General features: G+C 54.4%; 19 protein-coding genes and 2 pseudogenes. 10 read left to right on the top strand and 11 right to left on the bottom strand.

Annotation, left to right across the window (positions count from 1 at the left end):
* Window positions 1–447: 447 nt before the first annotated feature.
* Window positions 448–693, bottom strand: a pseudogene (locus HGT1_RS16925) (transposase); the annotation flags it as partial.
* 524 nt (window positions 694–1,217) lie between these two features.
* Window positions 1,218–1,442, bottom strand: coding sequence for a topoisomerase DNA-binding C4 zinc finger domain-containing protein (locus tag HGT1_RS16930; RefSeq protein ID WP_176251159.1), 225 nt, complete (start codon window positions 1,440–1,442; stop codon window positions 1,218–1,220).
* Between the two features lie 67 nt (window positions 1,443–1,509).
* Here HGT1_RS16930 and HGT1_RS16935 point away from each other — a divergent pair, with 67 nt between their 5' ends.
* Entirely contained in the window at window positions 1,510–2,214 is a 705-nt protein-coding gene (locus HGT1_RS16935) for an IS6 family transposase (protein WP_176251142.1), read from the top strand.
* Window positions 2,215–2,280: 66 nt separating this feature from the next.
* Here HGT1_RS16935 and HGT1_RS16940 read toward each other — a convergent pair whose 3' ends face one another.
* The 4 genes from HGT1_RS16940 to HGT1_RS16955 form a co-directional block, all read right to left on the bottom strand.
* Window positions 2,281–3,519, bottom strand: coding sequence for an ABC transporter permease (locus tag HGT1_RS16940; RefSeq protein ID WP_176251143.1), 1,239 nt, complete (start codon window positions 3,517–3,519; stop codon window positions 2,281–2,283).
* Window positions 3,516–4,256, bottom strand: coding sequence for an ABC transporter ATP-binding protein (locus HGT1_RS16945; RefSeq protein WP_255200254.1), 741 nt, complete (start codon window positions 4,254–4,256; stop codon window positions 3,516–3,518). The genes HGT1_RS16940 and HGT1_RS16945 overlap by 4 nt, the downstream gene beginning before the upstream one ends.
* A 10-nt stretch (window positions 4,257–4,266) precedes the next feature.
* A complete protein-coding gene (locus HGT1_RS16950) occupies window positions 4,267–5,505 on the bottom strand; it encodes an efflux RND transporter periplasmic adaptor subunit (RefSeq protein WP_176251144.1) in 1,239 nt (412 codons plus the stop codon).
* Window positions 5,506–5,779: 274 nt separating this feature from the next.
* The gene (locus HGT1_RS16955) at window positions 5,780–6,385 is read right to left on the bottom strand and encodes a helix-turn-helix transcriptional regulator (protein WP_176251145.1); all 606 of its coding nucleotides are present in this window, start codon (window positions 6,383–6,385) and stop codon (window positions 5,780–5,782) included.
* 353 nt (window positions 6,386–6,738) lie between these two features.
* On the opposite strand from HGT1_RS16955, the pseudogene HGT1_RS16960 reads away from it, so the two are divergent.
* From HGT1_RS16960 to HGT1_RS16970, 3 genes and pseudogenes are all read left to right on the top strand, one after another.
* Window positions 6,739–7,008: pseudogene (locus HGT1_RS16960) on the top strand (DDE-type integrase/transposase/recombinase); the annotation flags it as partial.
* A gap of 245 nt (window positions 7,009–7,253) precedes the next feature.
* Window positions 7,254–7,529 carry a hypothetical protein gene (locus tag HGT1_RS16965; protein ID WP_176251146.1) on the top strand — a complete coding sequence of 92 codons (276 nt, stop codon included), beginning with the start codon at window positions 7,254–7,256 and terminating at the stop codon, window positions 7,527–7,529.
* A gap of 279 nt (window positions 7,530–7,808) precedes the next feature.
* Window positions 7,809–8,566, top strand: a protein-coding gene (locus HGT1_RS16970) for an IS5 family transposase (RefSeq protein WP_176251147.1) whose coding sequence is annotated in 2 segments (ribosomal slippage) — window positions 7,809–8,127 and window positions 8,127–8,566 — 759 coding nt in all. Because the reading frame shifts where the segments join, the coding sequence is not laid out codon by codon here.
* Between the two features lie 275 nt (window positions 8,567–8,841).
* Here HGT1_RS16970 and cynS read toward each other — a convergent pair.
* The 5 genes from cynS to HGT1_RS16995 are packed head-to-tail and all read right to left on the bottom strand — an operon-like array spanning window position 8,842 to window position 12,938.
* Entirely contained in the window at window positions 8,842–9,294 is a 453-nt protein-coding gene (gene cynS, locus HGT1_RS16975) for a cyanase (RefSeq protein WP_176251148.1), read from the bottom strand.
* Window positions 9,295–9,325: 31 nt separating this feature from the next.
* Window positions 9,326–9,805 carry a nuclear transport factor 2 family protein gene (locus HGT1_RS16980; protein WP_176251149.1) on the bottom strand — a complete coding sequence of 160 codons (480 nt, stop codon included), beginning with the start codon at window positions 9,803–9,805 and terminating at the stop codon, window positions 9,326–9,328.
* On the bottom strand, window positions 9,802–10,701 hold the full coding sequence (locus HGT1_RS16985) for an ABC transporter ATP-binding protein (protein ID WP_176251150.1): 900 nt from the start codon (window positions 10,699–10,701) through the stop codon (window positions 9,802–9,804). The genes HGT1_RS16980 and HGT1_RS16985 overlap by 4 nt, the downstream gene beginning before the upstream one ends.
* A 9-nt stretch (window positions 10,702–10,710) precedes the next feature.
* On the bottom strand, window positions 10,711–11,547 hold the full coding sequence (gene ntrB, locus HGT1_RS16990; protein ID WP_176251151.1) for a nitrate ABC transporter permease: 837 nt from the start codon (window positions 11,545–11,547) through the stop codon (window positions 10,711–10,713).
* Window positions 11,547–12,938 (bottom strand): CmpA/NrtA family ABC transporter substrate-binding protein, encoded by a 1,392-nt coding sequence (locus HGT1_RS16995; protein WP_176251152.1) that lies wholly within the window; start codon window positions 12,936–12,938, stop codon window positions 11,547–11,549. Before HGT1_RS16995 ends, ntrB begins: the two co-directional genes overlap by 1 nt.
* Before the next feature lie 191 nt (window positions 12,939–13,129).
* Here HGT1_RS16995 and HGT1_RS17000 point away from each other — a divergent pair, with 191 nt between their 5' ends.
* From HGT1_RS17000 to HGT1_RS17025, 6 genes are all read left to right on the top strand, one after another.
* Window positions 13,130–14,974, top strand: coding sequence for a sigma 54-interacting transcriptional regulator (locus tag HGT1_RS17000; RefSeq protein ID WP_176251153.1), 1,845 nt, complete (start codon window positions 13,130–13,132; stop codon window positions 14,972–14,974).
* Window positions 14,975–15,164: 190 nt separating this feature from the next.
* Window positions 15,165–16,379 (top strand): site-specific integrase, encoded by a 1,215-nt coding sequence (locus tag HGT1_RS17005; RefSeq protein WP_176251154.1) that lies wholly within the window; start codon window positions 15,165–15,167, stop codon window positions 16,377–16,379.
* Complete coding sequence (locus tag HGT1_RS17010) at window positions 16,376–16,981, top strand: hypothetical protein (RefSeq protein ID WP_176251155.1); 606 nt, start codon at window positions 16,376–16,378, stop codon at window positions 16,979–16,981. Before HGT1_RS17005 ends, HGT1_RS17010 begins: the two co-directional genes overlap by 4 nt.
* 77 nt (window positions 16,982–17,058) lie before the next feature.
* Window positions 17,059–17,313, top strand: coding sequence for an AlpA family transcriptional regulator (locus HGT1_RS17015; protein WP_176251156.1), 255 nt, complete (start codon window positions 17,059–17,061; stop codon window positions 17,311–17,313).
* Window positions 17,303–18,235 carry a DNA-primase RepB domain-containing protein gene (locus tag HGT1_RS17020; protein ID WP_176251157.1) on the top strand — a complete coding sequence of 311 codons (933 nt, stop codon included), beginning with the start codon at window positions 17,303–17,305 and terminating at the stop codon, window positions 18,233–18,235. The genes HGT1_RS17015 and HGT1_RS17020 overlap by 11 nt, the downstream gene beginning before the upstream one ends.
* Window positions 18,228–18,611, top strand: a complete 384-nt coding sequence (locus tag HGT1_RS17025) for an AAA family ATPase (RefSeq protein ID WP_176251158.1) — start codon at window positions 18,228–18,230, stop codon at window positions 18,609–18,611. Before HGT1_RS17020 ends, HGT1_RS17025 begins: the two co-directional genes overlap by 8 nt.
* Window positions 18,612–18,676: the final 65 nt, after the last annotated feature.

Below are 18,676 nucleotides of genomic sequence, written 5' to 3' on the forward strand. Positions count from 1 at the left end.
TTTTTTTTTTTAATGAAACGCCGCCCACCGAAGTCTCACCCCCTTCCCTCCACGACGCTCTTCCGAGCTAAACGCGCGCACCGGTGAGTCTGCCACCTCTGGGTTTACAGCCGCCATGTGTTCGCGTGAACCAATATCAACGGCGGCAGCGCCAATGTTCACAGTCTCAATCGTAGGAATCTTGCGGGTCTTTTGCTTTGCCATTGTCTATCCTCCTGTTGGCGACAGAAGGGCGTGGGCTATGCAAATCCGTCATCTTCCTAACCGGGAACACTGCCAAAGCAGCGTCACCACTCTCAAGTTCGCATCAACCCATGGACCACGTTTTTTAACGGGGTTCCGCCCTCAGACGGACCACCAATAAGCGAACGGCCGCTCCCCTTCATGGCGCGACTGTAGCACAGGCTGTTTCTACCGCGCACAAGCGGGCCCCAACCCGGAACGGTTTTTTAGAATGGTACGTTCCTCAGTCACCCGCGCCAGTTCCCGCTTCAAACGTCTGATCTCAGCAGCTTGATCGGCAACCTCAGATCTGACACGTGGCGACTTCGAAAACTGAGCCTTCCACGTGTACAACGACTTAGTGCTGATCCCTAGCCGCTCAGCTACTTCGCTGACCGCATATCCACGCTCAACAACCTGCGCCACAGCGTCCTGTTTGAACTCGTCCGTAAAACGTATTCCCTTGTTCATTTCCGTCTCTCCTTGGTTCCAAAATTACCAAGCAAAGCGTCTACAAATCTAGGGGCATCTCATAGTATCTCAGACCTCCTAGCGCAAAAATCGCCAGCGATGGGTCTTCACTACTCTCGAGACGCCAACCTCGAAAGGAAGAACGCGCGAACAATCGAAATTTGGGAAGAGGAGAACAAACGTCGATCAACAATTGTCAAACCCTCTAAATAGACTGTCAAACTTAAAGGGTGCCCAAGAAATGGACAAGAATAAATATAAAAATATCAATAAGTTAAATGGTGCCCAGGGGCGGAATCGAACCACCGACACGAGGATTTTCAATATCACTTGCTATCTTAGCAGACCATTCCAGATTGCCTGACATTGTCCATAATGGATTGATTAGAATTAATTCTTAAGTTTTATCCTGGCTCAGAGCCGCTCAAATCAAAGCATCCTAACAAGCCTCCCCTGACACCCGTGTGACACCCGAGCCTAAATAGCGTTGGAAAGTTTCGGTTGTTTGCACCTGCCTATCGTTTTCAACTGCGTTCCTTTGCCTTAGGTAGAGATTCTCTTCCCATGCAGTCAGGATATCTAACGCAACTGAGGAACTTTCCCCACTTGCCTTTTCGCTCGATTAACCAGCCATCAGAGCACTCTGGGCAAGCCGGAAAAGTAGCTCCGCAGCTGCAGATAAGATTGTCCGGATCCGCTGTGTCTTCAGCTGGGAGGTCTTTGCCGCATACGTTGCATGATCGGAGCATCTCGCCACAGGGCACTGTCAGAGCAAAGTCGGTTGAGGCGGGCAGGGCGAGCACTTAGCGTCGCGGGATGACAAAATGCAGCCCATTTTGCTACTTTAAGACTGGTCCAGAGACCATCCTTCTGGCTGTCATGATGTATGTTCGGTTTCCGCTTTCTCTTCGGAACGTGAAGTATCTTCTGCACGAACGCGGCGTCGACATCAGTCACGAAACGGTTCGGTTCTGGTGGAACAGATTTGGCCAGCTTTTTGCCGCAGAGATCCGCAAGAAAAGGGTCAGCCGAATGTACGCAAATTCGAACTGGCAGTCGCATCTAGACGAGGTGTTCGTGAGGATCAACGGCGAGGCGCACTATCTTTGGCGGGCTGTGGATCACGAGGGGGCAGTCCTCGAATGCTTCGATACGAAGCGCCGTGATCGCAAGGCGGCACTGAAATTCCTAAGAAAAACAAGGAAACGTCATGGCGTCCCACATATTTTCGTCACCATCAAGTTACGCTCCTACGGCGCGGCGATGAAGGAGATCGGCAACGCTGATAGGCAAGAAACCGGTCGCTGGCTCAACAATCGAGCCGAGAATTCACACCAGCCATTTAGACGAAGAGAACGGGATAAGCTTCGCTTTAGACGGATGCGGACTTTACAGAAATTCGCCGCCGTTCACGGCTCAGCCCAAAATCATTTCAACGCGGAGCGCCACCTCAAAAGCCGATCAAATTTCAAACTGAATCGCGTCGCTGCTCTTACCGAGTGGCGCTGCCTAACAGATTGAGGTTGCTAAAGAACAGAGACCGGTTCGCATCTGGCTTACAGCACCTGAAGGACGTTTCACGATGCCTTAGTTGCTCCTTAAGCAATCAATCGGGTTGGATCGTGCTGCAATTCGAGCAGGGTAGTAGCCAAAAAATACTCCTGTGGCCCCGGCGAAAAGCATCGCCATTGCCATCGCGGCAGGGGAAAGAAAAACCGGCCAGCCAGCCAATGCGGCAACCAGGGCCGTGCCGACCATTCCGACGATCAAGCCGATTACGCCACCCAAGAGGCAGATCACGAGGGCTTCGACCAAAAACTGCGTGCGGATATGGCTCCGCCGTGCGCCGACAGCTAACCGCAAACCGATCTCGCGCCGCCGCTCTGCCACTGAGACCAGCATTATATTCATGATACTGATGCCCCCCACCACCAACGAGACCGAGGCCACCGAGGCCAAAAGCCAGGACAGCACCCGGGTCGAGGCCGTTTGAGCCGCCATTGTCGCGGCGGGGTCGCTGATGCGAAAATCGTCCGAGTGCGCAGGTCTGAGCCCGTGCCGCTGACGCAGCAGCCAGGCGATCTGCTGCTCAGCGACAGACATCACGTCATTTGAAGCCGCCTTTACAAGGATGTAGCCGACGGCCTCTCTATTGACTTGGTTTGCCCCCCCGATAAGCCGCTGCCGCGCTGTCGAAATCGGCAGGAACACGATGTCGTCCTGATCTCGGCCTGTGCCCGTTGGGCCTTTTTCCGCAAGCACGCCGATCACCGTCATCGGCGCGTTCGCTATCCTTACTGTCTGTCCGACCGGGCTCTCGCCTTTGTCAAACATGTGCTCGGCTATCGTTTGCCCGATCAGCGTAACTTTTGCGCCGATCAGGGTTTCTTCGTCCGTAAAATAACGCCCCTCTGCAAGCGCCCATTCCCGAACGAAGAAATAATCGGCTGTCGTGCCGTTGACCGTCGTGCGCCAGTTTCGGTTGCCAGACACTATCTGGAAAACGCCCCGGATAGATGGCGCTGCAGCAGCGACCGTCGAAATCTCCAACGCAATCGCGCGCGCGTCGCTTTCGGTAAGTGATTGTGCCGATCCGGCCTCCTGACGAACCCCTTGCTCGCGCGCTTCGTCCGGCAATACCATAAGCACGTGCGCCCCAAGCGATCGAATCTGCTCTGCGACCATTGTGCGCGCGCCGGATCCGAGGGCGACCATGGTGACGACGGAAGCCACACCGATGATGATGCCAAGCATTGTCAGCCCAGATCGCATGCGATTTGAGGCGATTGAGCGGATGGCAATGCGCAGGGTTTCAAACATGTTCATTCGGCTACTCTCAGAGTGTGATCAGTTTGCACGCCAGAGTCCGCACCCATTGCGGTTTCCTGATCCGGAGAAGGGCATAATTTTCCATCGAAGAGCCGAATGGTCCGTTCCGCATGCCGGGCCACTGCCTCGTCGTGTGTGACGAGGACGACGGTCGTACCCTTTCTTATCATGTCCTGTAATAGCGACATCACGCTTGCACCGGTCTGAGTGTCAAGCGCGCCGGTCGGCTCGTCAGCGAGGACAAGCGCGGGTCTTGACACCATGGCGCGAGCGATTGAAACGCGCTGCTGCTCGCCGCCGGATAGCTGGCTCGGCCAATGTTTCGTTCGGTCGGCCAAGCCCACGGCGTCCAACATGCGTCGCGCTCTTTCAAGCCTGTCGCCTCTGGGCACACCGGCATATACCAGCGGAAGCTCAACATTTTCTATGGCCGTCAGGCGGGGCAGAAGATTGTAGGATTGGAAGACGAATCCGATACGTGTATTACGTATGGCCGCTTGTTCGTCGGGCTTGATTTGGGTGACGTCCCGGCCATCGAAGAAGAGGTGCCCACCGCATGGGGTATCCAATAGGCCAAGAATATTCATGAGTGTCGACTTGCCAGAGCCCGATGGCCCCATGATTGCGACAAACTCGCCTGCAACGATCTTCAGGGACACACCTCGGAGAACTGGAAGCCGACCCGCTTCTGAGAAATAGTCCTTTTGAAGGTCGTTTGCCTCAATGAGTGACACTGGTAGCTCCCTAAAAGCCGATCCTGATCCCGAGAAACCGTTGCTCGGCCTCCTGTTGAATCTCGTTGGTGATAACTTGCTCCCCGGGCCGCAAATCCCCGTCCAGAATTGCGGCATACGTGCGATCATGCTTGCCGGTCTCCACCTTCACCGGGCGGGGTGTTCCGTTGGCATCGAGAACCCATACAACGGACCCTTGGGCGTGACTTTCAGATTGGGCGGTCATGTCATCCGGTGAGAATTCGATCGCGGCGCGAGGGACTTTCACGAGTGGCTCGCTTTCCATGACCAGCAAGCGGATATTGGCAGTCATACCAGGAAGCAGGAGCTGTTCCGTATTCTCAGTTCCGATTATGACCGTATAGGTCACGACATTCTGTACCAACTCCGGCGCTTTCCGAACCAGTTTGACCGTTCCTTCGAACGCGCGATCCGGGAAGGCATCCACCGTGAACTTGGCGGACTGTCCAAGTTTGACCTTGCCAATATCTGTCTCGTCGATGCGGGCATGGATTTCCATCTCGACGAGGTCTTGCGCGATGGTGAAAAGTGTTGGGGCCTCAAGGCTTGCGGCTACCGTTTGACCTTGTGAAACATTTCTTCCAATAACAGTACCGTTTATGGGAGACCGGATAACCGTTCGATCGAGCTCGATCTCGGCAAGGTTCAGAAGAGCCTCTTTTTGAGGGATGTTAGCCTGAGCATTCATGAGATCGGCCTTCTGACGTCTGACGTCAGCCTTGGCCACCTTAACTTTGATCGCATGGGCCTGCACAATCGCACGGGCTTCTTTTAGTTCAGCAGCCACGATCTTGTGTTCGAGTTCAGCCTCTTCGAATTCCTCAGTGGTGATCAGGTTGCGTGTTCTGAGAGTGCGCTTGCGTTCCAGCGCGGCATTGGCCGCGTCAAAATGAGCCTGCGCGCCATCCAGACGAGCGGTGAGAACTTCTAGATTTGCGCGGGCGTCTTCAAGCTCCGCTTGAGCACGAATAAGTTCTGCCTCCTTCACAGCAACGCTTGCGCGGGCCATTTCCAGGGCGGCATTGGCTTCAGCGCTGCGGGCCTGGTACGTACCCGGATCAAGGCGCGCCACGGGTTGACCACGTGTGACGGGGTCGTTGAAGTCGACGAGCAGTTCTGCAATACGCCCCGACAATTGAGAACCCACATCAACGGTCACGACGGCATTCAACGCCCCTGTCGCGGTGACTGTTTCACTGAGCGTTCCCTCAAGTACAGGGCTTGTCATATATGTCGTCTTGGTTTCCAGCCTACTTGAAAACTCTCGATAGCCTGTCGTAGCTATCGCGATAATTGAGAATACGAACAGGATTTGAAGGATTACTTTCAAAATCTTACCACGAGCCTTTCCAATTTGGTGTCGAGGGTTTCCATCAATTCTCACTTTTGGAATGCTGACGCTTCCTTTTTAAGAGTGAGAATAATTTACCTTGCTTATGGCGACCCCTCCAAGACTTCTGAGATTGGGAGATCTATCGCTGCTATTAAGCGTTGGCGGACGATCACAGTCTCTCCTGGTTTAACAGGGCGATCAATTCACCCTGACGATGCGTATCGGTTTTTTGAAAGATCGACCGGAGGTGGCTGCGCCCCGTCCAAATGGAGATACAAAGCCGCTCAGAAGCCTCCTTCACGCTCATCCCTTGCGCCAGAAGGTCGGCAAAATCCGCCTCGGTTACGGTCAGCCCTAAGCTATGTCGCATGCGCGACTTGCGCGACTTGCGGGATTTGAGCGGGCTGGCCACTTCGCGCACCGCAAGGATGAACCGTGCCCCTCCGATCAAAGCCCCCAGTTCGCGCGGCAAAAGCAATGCTTCGACAAGCATCGACCTTCCGTCTTTTGTCATCGCGATGGCGGGAGGAGGCAGCAGGGACGGGATATCACTGTTGCACTCCCGGCATGCTTTCAGCATCGTGTCGATTTTCTCGTCAATGAGCCGTTGGCCGATGGTGATCTTGTGACACGCGATACGCAAATTTATAGAAGTTTTAGGTTGCCCCAGCGGATCAATGCGGATGAAAAGGCCGTTTGAATCGAGAGGGATCATCAAGTTGCGTTCATCCTGGAAAAACAAGGCGACCTCCTCTCCGAAGCAACTGGACTTCATTAAATGAACTCCTTTAGTGCCTTGACGCCACAATGGATGGTTCGCTCCGGGGGTTCTTTGATATTTATCAATTGAGTCGGAACGCAAGCCGTATCCCGCTTTCAAATTTCCAAAGTCCGCTAGCGCACCGAACTTTCGCGGTTAAGGTGATCATTGGGCCGCGTGAAAGGATGGTCGTTTGCGCCGACCGCTTTCGCGGCGTGTCCAATGTCGACGTGGTTGACCACCTGAGCGCGCAACGTGGTGACAAACGAAGGACTGCTTCAGCATCGGTGGCATCACACCCGCCATGAAACTGAAAACAGCCGCGTGAATTCTACGGCTGCGCCCCATTAAAAATGGGGGGATTACCCTATGGCGCGGCGATGAAGGAGATCGGCAACGCTGATAGGCAAGAAACCGGTCGCTGGCTCAACAATCGAGCCGAGAATTCACACCAGCCATTTAGACGAAGAGAAAGGGCTATGCTTCGCTTTAGACGGATGCGGACTTTACAGAAATTCGCCGCCGTTCACGGCTCAGCCCAAAATCATTTCAACGCGGAGCGCCGCCTCAAAAGCCGATCAAATTTCAAACTGAATCGCGTCGCTGCTCTTTCCGAGTGGTGCTGCCTAACAGATTGAGGTTGCTAAAGAACAGAGACCGGTTCGCATCTGGCTTACAGCACCTCAAAAAGGCTTGATCGGGGCGCACAATATCGACCCCATGCAGGAGAGGGAGTTCTACTCGGGGAATGTAGGCTAAGATACGCCATTCGGACTAGCAAAAGTGAGCTAGAAAATTGAGGCTGGGCGACGCTCGTCTGAGTGATGTGAGATTTTTCATATTCTGTTTTACTCTGGATACTTAACCTAAAATGGAGGAAGAAATGAAGAAGATATTTGCAATGACTATCGCTGTCGTTCTCGGTTTTTCGGGTATGGCGTTCGCAGGTGAGCCGCAAGGTCAGGCATCCGGAAAGGGGTGCAATGGTACCATTGCCGGGCCTCAGGATAACCCAGGGAAACTGTTTCAGGCTTTGAAAGAGCTGCCCGGGTTTACCGAAGGGCTGAACCCGAAGCAAATTGCTGAGGCTGCTGGCGACATACCTTCGGATAAAGTCTCAGAAATCATCCAGACTTTCTGCGACAACAGCCCGAGCTGAGACGATTGGGATTTGAGGCGTTGCACTTAGCACGGCCAAGCCTTGAAGAAGAGCCCCCGTTTTGGGGGCTCTTTGTTTGTTCCTCTTCCCTGCGTGGCTTTGCTGATGGCGTTTAACAACTGGTGGCCAAATTTCGGTTTCAACAGTAGATCAACCGAAGCTTGCGTGTACAGTAAACGTCCACTCTCCGCCCTATCTGCCATTAGGCTCAGGACCCATTAATCTTGTTGATGCTGTCCTGTTGGCATGATTCAAACCCGTAAACTGCGGGGGTGTAATGTGAGCAATCTTTATTGGCTGAGCGAAGAACAGATGGGGCGGCTTCGACCGTATTTTCCAAAGAGCCATGGGGTGCCCCGAGTTGACGACCAGCGTGTCCTGAGCGGCATAATCTTCATCAATCGCAATGGGTTACGCTGGTGTGATGCACCTAAAGAATATGGTCCATACAAGACGCTCTACAACCGTTGGAAGCGATGGAGTGATATGGGAGTATTTGCTCGGATCATGATGGGGCTCGCGGCTCAAGAACCCAACGACAGCACCATCTCAATTGATGCGACCTACCTTAAAGCACATCGCACAGCATCTAGCTTGTGGGTCAAAAAGGGGGGCGTGGACGCCTGATAGGTCGCACCAAGGGCGGTATGAATACGAAACTGCATGCCGTGACTGATACGATTGGGCGGCCAATTCGGTTCTTCATGACTGCTGGGCAGGTCAGTGACTATACTGACGCACGTGCTCTCGTGAGCAGCCTTCCAGCAGCAGATTGGCTGCTTGGAGATCGCGGGTATGACGCGGATTGGTTCCGCGAGGACCTTGTAAATATGGGTATCACTCCCTGTATCCCGGGGCGAAAGTCGCGGGAAAAGCCCGTAAAATATGACAAGCGTCGATACAAGCGGCGCAACCGTATCGAGATCATGTTTGGCCGACTGAAGGACTGGAGGCGTGTCGCAACCCGTTACGACAGATGTCCAAAGGTATTCCTGTCAGCCATCGCTCTCGCTGCAACCGTTTTATTCTGGTTATGAGTCCTGAGCCTAGGATTGCAACCCACTTTCGCACTCGCGTGAATTGTTCAAATTTAGCATGTTTGACGGTATTACTCTTAGATACTGTTGATTGGGCTGCGCCGGTATGGTCTCGTTAGCGAGGATGGTGACGACCTATCCCTTAAGGGCGTCAATGGCGTTGATACGGCAGCGAAACTGGCGTCTGTTTTTTGAGGCTGGATGACTCGGGATCCGTTTAGACGGATCTATTCAAGGCAACGCGGGCCGCCTGAGATGGCGACCCCACTACATTCCTACCAGCTGTTATACCCAAGGTATTTGCCAGACATTTCAACCTTCACGCGGTCCCCTTTAGGGTTTTCGACCCGAGTGACAGACATGTCGAAATCAATCGCGGACATGATGCCGTCGCCGAACTTTTCTTGGATCAGCGCCTTGAGGGTCGGGCCGTAGACACCAACGATTTCGTAAAAGCGGTAGATGCAGGGATCGGTCGGAACCGCCTGTTCCCAGATCTTGGTGGGGCTTTCGGCCAGCACGCCTTCCGCCTCTTGGGGCAGGCCCATGACCTTGACCATCAACGCAGCCTTTTCGGGTGGAAAAGCGTTCATGCCCATCGCCGCAGAATGGGTCCAGACAGGGGACATGTCTATCTTTTCGGCAATGCCTTCCCACGTCATTCCGGCCGTTTTCTTGGCCGAAAGGATCATTGCTGTGACATCTTCTTTGGTCATCATGTCGGTCATTGGTGTGGTGTCCTTCTTTTGTATTGAATTCTTACAACCCAAGCTCTGTCAGGCCGGGGTGATCATCGGGGCGAGGCCCAGGGGCCTCCCAGTGAAACAGGCGTTCGGCCTGCGTGATAGGCACATCGTTGATCGACGCGTGCCGCATGGCCATGTAGCCAAGCGCATCAAAGGCCCAGTTTTCATTGCCATGGGCGCGAAGCCACTGTCCCTCGGCGTCGTGGTATTCATAACAAAAGCGCACGGCGATTTTGTCGTCGCTATGGGCCCAGATTTCCTTGATCAGGCGATAGCCGTTCTCGGTGGCCCATTTGCGGGTCAAAAACGCCTCTACTTCGGTGCGCCCGTTCAAAAATTCCGAACGGTTGCGCCATTTGGTGTCAGGCGTATAGGCCAGCGCGACTTTGGCAGGGTCACGCCCGTTCCAAGCGTTCTCGGCCATCCGCACCTTTTGCACAGCGTCGCGGTAGCTGAACGGGGGAACAGGGGCGCGCGGCTGCGGGTCGGTCATGTCATAACCGCTTGCAATATGGGCTGCGCGTCCCCCGCGCCTTCCGTATTGTCGATGCGAACAGTTTGCGGCGAATGGGTCTCGCCCTCCGCACTGGCTTGGCCAGCCAGTTCCGCCGAGCGTTTCCCAAGAAACTGCACCAGATGATTGCGAATGGCGTAGTAATTCGGGTGCTCTACAATGTCGGTGCGCACGCGCGGGCGTGGAATCGTGATCTCGACGCTTTCGGCGACGCGGGCCAGAGGTCCGTTTGTCATCAACAAGATGCGGTCCGCCAGCAGGATCGCCTCGTCGATGTCATGGGTGATCATAAAGACCGTCTGGTCGGTGCCGCTCCAGACCTTCAGCAGCTCTTCCTGAATGGTGCCGCGGGTCAGCGCGTCCAGCGCGCCAAAGGGCTCATCCAGCAACAACAGCTTGGGTTCATTGGCGAACGCGCGGGCGATCGACACCCGCTGGCGCATGCCGCCAGACAATTGGCTGGGCTTGCGGTGGATCGCGTCGCCCAACAAGCCGACCTTTTCCAAGAATGCGATCGAGTGCTCCTCGACCTGTTGCTTGGTCCAGTTGGGGAACCGCGCGGCCACCCCAAAGGTCACGTTCTTCAGGGCCGTCAGCCATGGCAGCAGAGAATAGTTCTGAAAGACCACGCCACGATCCAGGCTGGGGCCGGAAATCGCGAAACCGTCCATCTTGACGACGCCCTTGGTCGGCTCGGAAAGCCCTGCAAGGATGTTCATGATCGTTGATTTACCACAGCCCGAGTGACCCAAAATGCACACAAACTCGCCCTTTTCGATGCCAAAGCTGGCGTTTTCGAAAACCGTGAATTCGCCGCCTTTGCCATCGGGATAGCGCTGGGTCAGCTTTTCGATGCTCAGAAATGAATTTGCCATGGGTCTACCTTATTCTACGTAGGCGACGCGCCGCTGAAGCAGGCCAAAGGCCGCGTCCAGCAACATGCCGACAATGCCGATCATGAAAATTGAGAATATGACGGAGGTCAGGTCGAGGTTGTTCCACTCGTTCCAGACATAATACCCGATCCCCGTCCCGCCCACGAGCATCTCTGCGGCGACGATGACCAGCCATGCGATCCCGATAGAAATCCGCATACCTGTCACAATGGTAGGTGCAGCGGCGGGCAAGACCACGGTAAAGGCCGTTTTGATCGCGCTGAGTTCATGGGTGCGCGCCACGTTCACCCAGTCTTCGCGCACGCCAGCCACGCCAAAGGCTGTGTTCAGCAACATCGGCCAGATCGAACAGATAAAGATCACGAAAATAGCTGAAGCCTCGGAATCCTGAATGATGAACAGGGCCAAGGGCATCCACGCAAGGGGCGAAATCGGGCGCAGAACCTGAATGAACGGGTTGAGCGCCTTATAGGCTACCGATGACATGCCGATCAGAAACCCGAGCGGGATCGCGATGATTGCCGCCAAAAAATACCCCGTCAGAACGCGGTAGATCGAATAGCCAATCTGGATGCCGATGCCCTTGTCGTTGGGCCCTGCATCATAGAACGGATTGGACAACTCCTGCCACGCTTTGACAGCGACCTCGCTGGGGGGCGGCACGCCTGCTTTCGCAGTGCCCGCCCCGGTCAGTATTTCATATTCGGTCAGCTCGCCCGTGTTGACCGCTTGTGCGGAAATCGAGATTTCCCAGACAAACAGACCAACAAAAAGCAAGGCAATCGACCAGATCGCGGCGCGCCTGTTTTCCGACAAACGCTCCATCAGTCGCCCGCTTTGATAGCAAAGCTATCGACATAGGCTTCTGGCTGCGCAGGGTCGAAGGTCTTGCCCATAATCATATGCGATTTGTAGTTTTCCGCAGGGGCTTCATAGCCCAGATCGGTCATGACCTTGCGGGCGTCAGACGCGAGGTAGACCTGTTCTGCCACGCCTTTGTAATCGACATCGCCATCGATATAGCCCCAACGTTTCATCTGCGTCAGGATCCAGACGCCCATCGACTGCCATGGGAAGGGATCAAAGTCGATCCGGTCGGGCACGCGCTGCACCTCGCCCAGACCATCGGCATAGGTGCCTGTCAGAACCTGTTCGATCACCGTAACCGGCTGGTTGAGATAATTGGTCGGCGCGATGGCTGCCGAGATTTCCTTGCGGTTCTCAGGGTTGGAGGCGTATTGCGTCGCGTCAATGATCGACTTGAGTAAAGCGCCGTAGGTATTTGGCAATTCGGTCGCGAAAGACAAAGGCGCAGCAAAGGCACAGCATGGATGACCTTCCCATATTTCTTTGGTGAGGATGTGGATGAAGCCAATGCCTTCATAAACCGCACGCTGGTTGAACGGATCAGGTGAGAGATAGCCATCAAGGTTACCGGCCCGCAGGTTCGCGACCATCTCTGGCGGGGGCACAACGCGGATCTGGATATCCACATCAGGGTCCAGCCCGAATTCAGCAACGTAATAGCGGAGCAGGAAGTTGTGCATGGAATATTCAAAAGGCACCCCAAAGGTGAAGCCCTTCCACTGGCTCGGGTCACGCTTGTCGAGGTGCTCGTTAGACAGAACAATCGCCTGTCCATTGATGTTTTCCACGGCGGGCATGATATAGGGTTCGGCCACGGACCCCGCCCCCATCGTCATCGCCAAAGGCATGGGCGTCAGCATGTGGGAGGCGTCATATTCACCGGACATGGATTTATCGCGGGCCACGGCCCAGCCTGCGGTCTTGATGACCTGTGCATTCAAACCGTAGCGCTCGTAAAAGCCCAGGGGCTGCGCCATGATGATGGGCGTGGCGCAGGTGATCGGCACAAAGCCGATGTTGAGATCCGTCTTTTCCGGCGGGCCGAGGTCGTCCAGAATATTGGCCACCGCCTGTTTGACAGGAAAGACCGAAGCCAGCGCCGCCGCAACGGATGTGCCGCCCAGCATGCCCATAAACGACCGCCGCGCGATATCGTTCTGGCCGAAAACCGACCGCACAACTGCGCTTTCTACCGCCCGCTCCATCATCTCTTCCGACGACATCGCTGTCGGTTCTTTGTGGGTCGCGTCGTGTCCGTGACCTGTCAGGCAGGTGTCACATCCGCAATCCGCGCCATGTCTAAGGTCGGTCTTTTCGGAAAATGGATTTCCAAGGCTTTTGATCGTCATATCCGTCTCCTGTCATTGGTTAAGGACATATTTCTACACTGTGCCGCAGTACAGAAGACCTTGTGCCAAGTGCCTTCAAAACGGGTTGGTCCTGAATTTATTGGTTAATTTTTGGGCGACTGTTACGAATTTTCGTAAGTTACGGGATTTCGTAATTTGCGGCGTGCCTCCGGAGCCCCATGCTCTGACTCATGCTTGATGAAAACGAATCCGCAGATCTGATCGCCCATCACCCGATGCCAACGATCCTCGTCGACACCCGCAGCGACAGGATCGTCGCGGCGAATGAGGCGGGGCGGGCCTTGTTGGGGGAGGCGATGCTGTCTGCGCCCCTCTCTCACCAGATGGAAAATGACTTTGCCGACGCTGTGGTGTTTTTCGATGCCGTTGCGCATTTCGGGTCCTATGTTGACCGCTGTCTCTCCCTCACTGGCGCGACAGGGGCGGCTTTGCGACTTCAGACCTATGGGGCGCAACTCAAGTCGGGCTTGGTGCTGCTCAGCTTTCTGGATCTTGACGAGCATGACCGTCGCAACCAGCAAGCGGAACGGGAGTCGCATCAGAACGCGGGCCTGTCCCAATGGCAAAACATCTATGGCTTCTTTCGCGAGGTCGAGGCCCAGAACCACCTGATCCTCGAAGCTGCTGGCGAAGGCATTTACGGTATCAACGCAAAAGGGCAGGCCACCTTCGTGAACCGCGCAGCGCAGGAAATGCTGGGCTGGTCGTCGGACGATCTGATCGGGCGCGAATTGCATTCGATCATCCACCACAAACACCTGAGCGGCGATCACTTCCCCGCCCATGAATGCCCTATCTACAAATCCTTCCGCCGTGACGAAACCATGCGCGTGGAAGATGACGTGTTCTGGCGCAAGGACGGCAAGCCGATCCTTGTGGAATATGTCTCGACCCCGATTTACGACCACGATGTGCTAGCCGGTGCCGTGGTGATTTTTCGCGACGTGACCGAACGCAAGGAAAACGAGCGCAAGCTGCGCGATGCCCTAGCGCAGGTCGAAGAGCTGAAGGTCAAGCTGCAACAGGAAAACGAATACCTCCTGACAGAGATACGCTCGGCACGGTCACACACCGGCGTGGTCGGTGTCTCTCCCGCCGTCAAATCGCTGAACGCCCAGATTGATTTGGCCGCGCAAAGCGACGCCCACGTGCTAGTCTCCGGCCCGTCCGGGTCGGGCAAAAGCATGACAGCCTCGGCGATCCACGAAGCAAGCGACCGTCACCACCGCCCCCTAGTGCGCATCAACTGCGATCAGAAAAAGGCGGCCGAGCTGGAGGCCGAGCTTTTCGGCTATCGTCGCGGTGCCTTTACGGGTGCTGCGCGGGACATGACCGGCAAATTGCTCATGGCGCACAATGCCACCCTGCATCTGGACGAGGTCGCAACCCTCCCTGCCAAGGTGCAGGCCAGCCTGCACGACGTTCTGCAGGCGGGCCATTTCAGGCGTCTGGGCGACAGCACCGAAATTCCCGTCGCGGCCAAGATCATCGCCACCACCAGCTATGACCTGCTGGCCGAAGTGCGCGCCGGACGGTTCCGCCAAGACCTCTATTTTGCCCTCAACGTGCTGCCGATCATGACCGAACCCCTCAAGAACCGGCCCGAAGACATCCCCTACCTTGCGCGGCATTTCCTTGACCGCACGATGCGGCGGCTGCGCCTGACAAAGATGACTCTGACCAAGGCCAACATAGAGACGCTGCAATCCTATGACTGGCCTGGAAACGTGCGGGAGCTGGAAAACGTGATCGAGCGCACGGCGATCCTTGCACAGGGTGGCCGGTTGCAGTTCGACATCCAAAGCGACCTATCAGATGCCCCCACACAGACAAACCGAGTCCTGACCCAGAAAGAGCTGCGCCAGTTAGAGATCAAGAATTTTGAAGCCGCACTACGCCGCGCCAAAGGCAAGATTTCCGGAAAATCCGGCGCGGCAGCGATCCTCGGGCTTGCGCCGACGACCGCCTATTCAAAGGCCAAATCGCTTGGCATCCAGATGGACCAATTCTCCTAGGCGGGAATTGAAGAAAGACGACAAAGGGGCAGATCTGCAGGCCAAAGTCGAATGACCGCTTTAGCACTTCCTTCCCAACTACATTGCGCGTGCAGCGAACTACCTCTTTCCGCCCAATCTGCCAACAACCACCTCAGCCCTTCTCAACTTGTACCCTTACATGGGGCCGGTACTGTCTTAGGCTTGGCACATGAGAATGAAGCTGACTGCCAAAACAATTGAAACCTTGAAGCCTCCTAATGGGCGACCTCGGATTGATGTCCGTGATGAACTAATGGCTGGGTTTATGGTCCGGGTGTCTGTGTCGGGGTGCAAAGTATTCTATCTAACCAAACGGATCGAAGGGCGGAACAAGCGGATCAAATTGGGCACTTATCCATTAACGTCGCTTGGCGGTGCCCGCGAGAAAGCCAAGCAAATCTTGATAAGCATCGAAGATGGCAGTTATTTCAAAAAAACCGAAGATGTGGATCGAACCACCCTTGGCGAATTGGTGCCTCGCTTCATTGAAATTTACGCAAAGCATCACAACAGTGACTGGAAGCGTAAACTTGCCTTGCTGCAAAAATTCAAGCCGCTATTTCACCGGCCCGTAACAGATATCCGCCGCGCTGAGGTTGTACATGTTATCGACGGCTTGATTGCTGATGGCATGGGTGCCGGGGCGAACCGAACAATCGCTGCAATAAAAAAACTGATGAATTGGGCTGTGGATCGAGGCGTCATCGAAGCCTCACCCTTGGTAAGTATGAAAATGCCGATCAAGGAAATACCCCGTGACCGATTGCTCTCCAATAGCGAGCTAGAGACCGTATGGCGGCTCTCTGACGCCGATGGCTACCCATTTGGGGATATCATCAAGGTTTTGCTCATTACAGGTCAGCGGCGCTCTGAGGTCTCTGGTATGCGCTGGTCAGAAATCGATTTCGAGGCCGCCACATGGACCTTGCCATCCTCGCGGGTGAAAAATGCCAAATTACATATGGTTCCACTTCCATCCGAAGTGATGGACATTCTGCGATCTGCGCCCCGGTTTCTCAAATCCGACTTTGTGTTCACCACCACAGGGAGGTCGCCGTTCTCTGGCTTTGGCAAAGCGAAGGCGCGGATGGATTCGGCCATGAACCCAATTGAGCCATGGCGCATTCATGACCTGCGCAGGACCATGGCTACCAAGATGGCCGAGCTTCGCGTCTCGCCGCATGTCATTGAGGCTGTTCTCAATCACCGCAGCGGTGTAGTCTCAGGTGTAGCAGCAACCTATAATCGGCACGCATATTCTGATGAAAAAAGAGAAGCACTCACACTATGGGCCGACCACCTAAGCCAGTTAATACAATCGCCAGAAGCACCGACTGGAAACGAATTCAACAGCACCATGAAGGCAAATATGAAATCCGTTTGAGACCTGCAGCCAACCTCATCGGTTTCTATCTGTATCCTTGGGGCTGGGATGGACGAGAGTTCAAAGCACTCACCGACAAAGACAAGATGCCTTATGAAGACAATATTTTTCGCGACAGCAGATCATCAAAGACGGCACTGCGTGGCCGCAAATCACGCCGAACACATGTCCAAGAATTGCTGTTCCAATGGACCCGGCGCGAGGAGATCAAGTGGAACTTATACGGGGATACTGGTAGCCATTCGGCTCAATCACCGCGCCAAAACCTCAATCTAATCCCGCGCATATACATAAATGAGTCGATTTTGGGGCGTCATAATACGGTTGGCTATCAGGTAACCGTCGATGCGCTTTCTCTCATCGACCGAATTATGAAAAACGATGATACACGCGGAGCCAAATCAAAATACGATGCTGCAAGCATAGAGGAATTTCTGCGCGAACAAATTGAATCTTGCTCCTCCGTTAAAAAGGTAACGCTGATCAACAGTTATCTCGATCATGCTAGTGATCAAAGCGCTACGGGCAACGACCTTCCCTCAAAAGATACTGTAGGGAATTATGTTGACGACCTTTGGGCCGAGTACAAAAGGGAAGAATAAATCGTGTTTTTTGCTCCATTACGGGATAGTGATATCTGAATAGTTAAGAGGCTCCTGAAACAAAAAAGGAGCCGACAATGGCTATCCAATCACCTCCGCCCAATGAATCGGTGGAAATTACTCAAAAGCTCATACTCAGCCGCACTGATGTTCAATCCCTCGGCATATGGCAATCAAACCAGACACTACTCCGTATGGAGGCCAGAGGTGCGTTTCCTCGCAGGCTCAAGATAGGCGGTACCACCTGTGCATGGGACAAGCAGGAGATACTCGACTGGCTTGAAGATCGCAGGATTGAAAGAAAGACATGGAGGTATGCAGATGCCTCGTAAATTACCAATCAAATACAAAGAACGAGATTGGTCAGTTTCAGCTGCCAAATTTCTACGCCGCATCTGGCTGGCGCACGAAAAAGGTTATGTCTGCATCGCTGTTCGCAACAGTGTCACAGGTAAATGGAACGAAGTGTTTCTGCCAACCGGTGCTAGTTCAAGTCGCATCCAGCAATCGTTGGAAGGATATGATCCGAAGGCATGGGACATCTATTATTGTCCCAATGCGTTCAGTGAAAAAAAGCGGAAGGCTAAGTATGGTCTTAGGACGCGGTATGCTTGGGCAGATTGTGACGCCTATCATCCGAATGGCTATAAACCTGAACCCAGTATTATCGTCGAAACCTCCAAGGCGTCATATCAAGCACTTTGGCTCTTTGACATCGCCCTCAAAGCGCCTGTGGCAGAGGCTTACTCAAACAAGTTTGTCTGCGATTTCGGTGGCGACAAAGGCGGACATTCGGTCACGAAATTATTGCGGGTTCCGGCAACGCGCAACAACAAACCCGAACGCAATGGCGACTTGGTCAATCTACTGAAGTCTGATCTCAGTCCGATACCCCGACCAAAGGTGTGGATGCTGGAGATCAGCGCCTCATTGCCTCGCGGAAGCCGAAAGCGGCGGACACGCGGTACCACGTCCCTGTCAGCCCAGAAAATCATCGCCAAGTATGGCAGGTATGTGCCTCCAAGCATTCTGGTGCTGGCGGCAGCTGAGGACATATCACCGAAGTGGCCCGATCGTTCAAAGGCCATCTATCTGCTTGTCACTGCGTTTCACAACGCCCGCGCAAAGCCTGCGGAGCTCGTCAAACTGCTTCTCAGCAATCCCTACTTCGTCAACAAACATGGCAGCAACGCCGATACCGCGTGGGACGAGGTCAACCGCATCATCTCAAAGCGAGGAGGTCAAAATGGCTAATCGCAAACCAAAGCGCCTAGCGTCACAGAGTAAGGCGATAAGAAGCGGCAGAGCAGCATCTGGCCATCTCGGGTTCGAAACCTTTACGGCACGGGATCTTCAGGCGATGAAGTTTCCGCCGTTGAAATATTCGGTGGATGGGATCATCGTTGAGGGTATAACCTTGCTCGCCGGAAAACCGAAACTCGGCAAGTCGTGGATGGCGCTCAATATAGCGATGGCCGTTGCTTCGGGTGGTTTGGCATTGGGTACAATCCAGTGCAAAAAAGGTCCTGTCCTCTATGCCGCATTGAGCATTGTTGGATGTCACTTAAAACTGACCCGGTGTTGTCACCGAGATTTGACCCGCTCAGTCGTTATGCTTTGTTCGTCATGATGTGGTCAATGGTGGTGTCTCCTTTCGTATAGCTCGGAAGTACGTCGTGTAGGGAGAGCGTGTGG

This window comes from Sulfitobacter sp. HGT1 (assembly GCF_013282155.1).
Taxonomy (GTDB): Bacteria; Pseudomonadota; Alphaproteobacteria; order Rhodobacterales; family Rhodobacteraceae; genus Sulfitobacter.